At 44.4% G+C, this 1,329-nt stretch carries 2 protein-coding genes; both read left to right on the top strand.

The window, feature by feature from the left end:
- Nucleotides 1–219 precede the first annotated feature (219 nt).
- Nucleotides 220–477, top strand: coding sequence for a PqqD family protein (locus HMPREF0308_RS09705; protein ID WP_005531124.1), 258 nt, complete (start codon nucleotides 220–222; stop codon nucleotides 475–477).
- 362 nt (nucleotides 478–839) lie between these two features.
- A complete protein-coding gene (locus HMPREF0308_RS14040; protein ID WP_170219076.1) occupies nucleotides 840–1,211 on the top strand; it encodes a CPBP family glutamic-type intramembrane protease in 372 nt (123 codons plus the stop codon).
- Nucleotides 1,212–1,329: the final 118 nt, after the last annotated feature.

The raw sequence follows: 1,329 nt of genomic DNA, 5'->3' as shown, positions 1-1,329 counted from the left end.
TCTGGTAGTGTTTGCAGGGTCACATTGTTTGCAAAAGTGAGATGTGTGACAAGTTTTTAATATGTAGTCAATGAGTAGTTGCGGAGGTGAAGCATGAAGAAGTACAAGAAGCCAGTGCTCAAGGTTGTGGATGTGACCAAGGCACCGTTTATGAACCACATTTAAACATGGTGAAGGTGTGGGGTGGTTCCCCCACACCTTTATTGGTTAAGGAGCAGAATGTATCAGAATCCGCAACGAGCGCTTACCGCCTCTACGACTGAAGTGTCTGGGGAGACATATTTAGTGTCTGGACGGAAGGTATTTGCTTTAGGTCAAATTGAAAAAGAGATTTGGGGGAAGCTGGACGGAAGTCGAGGGATTCAGGAAATAGCGCATGAAATATCTGTTGAATACGATCATCCCCTCCAAGAGGTTCGGGTTGATGTTGAAGATTTTCTTTCTGCGCTAAAGGACGCTGGACTTGTAGTCTTCTGAGGGATGCTTTGAAAGTTGACAATATTTCCCTAAATCGAGTTAGGGTAGGCATATCAGCCGCATCCCTTTTGGGCTCTGTAGCGATAAATAAGAGGCCAGTCATGCTTGCCCCCGTATCATTTTTATGCATTGCGGTATCTAATACTTGTGATATTAGAACGGTGAAGGGACATGCATTTAGAAGGGGCGTGAGGCTTGCTCCGTATGTAACTCCGTGTCTAGTTTATAAGAGGGAAAAGCCTGTCGCAAAGCAAGGTATCAGCATATTAGCATATTTACTTGCTGTCACCCCGACTCTGTATTCGCTTATAGGAAACCGGAAGAACCTCCGAATTTTGTTGAATCGGGAGATAGCGCGACTGATGCCTGAGATTTCTATTGAAGATAAAGTAACGGAGTCTGCATTCTTTCTGGCACCATCTCTATTCCAAGAAGTTTATCACAGGGGTTTCTTGCCTCTGGTTGTTGGAAAACTGGGGATCAATAATCCTTTGATTATCTCTCTTATTTCTGGGATTACTTTTGCCGGCGAGCATCTTTTTGCACCTCCTGGCGGGAACGGTCATACAAGTTTCGATTCTTCTAATTTTGTTAAATGGTTCTTGTTGGGAGCTTTTTGGCAGGGGTGCACAATCTTGAATAGGGATCGAGTTGGGCCTTCAATATGTGCGCATTTTTTACTGAACCTTCCTAGGGCAATACAACCATTTTTGAGAAGGACGATATCGATGTAATGATGGACCGTCACAGTGAATCTTTCTCCGAAAGGGAGTTTTGGGCAGGCCGATCGGCTTCAATCTTGGGTGAGTCAATAGTTACGTTTGCGATTCCTAGCTATTTGGCAATTCAGGG

The sequence above is a fragment of the Corynebacterium striatum ATCC 6940 genome (assembly GCF_000159135.1).
Taxonomy (GTDB): Bacteria; Actinomycetota; Actinomycetes; order Mycobacteriales; family Mycobacteriaceae; genus Corynebacterium; species Corynebacterium striatum.
This window is presented reverse-complemented; position numbering and strand designations above follow the sequence as displayed.

Excerpts from the sequence above, each read along its gene's own strand:
- HMPREF0308_RS09705 (WP_005531124.1), top strand. The coding sequence starts at position 220 with ATGTATCAGAATCCGCAACGAGCGCTTACCGCCTCTACGACTGAAGTG.
- HMPREF0308_RS14040 (WP_170219076.1), top strand. The coding sequence starts at position 840 with ATGCCTGAGATTTCTATTGAAGATAAAGTAACGGAGTCTGCATTCTTT.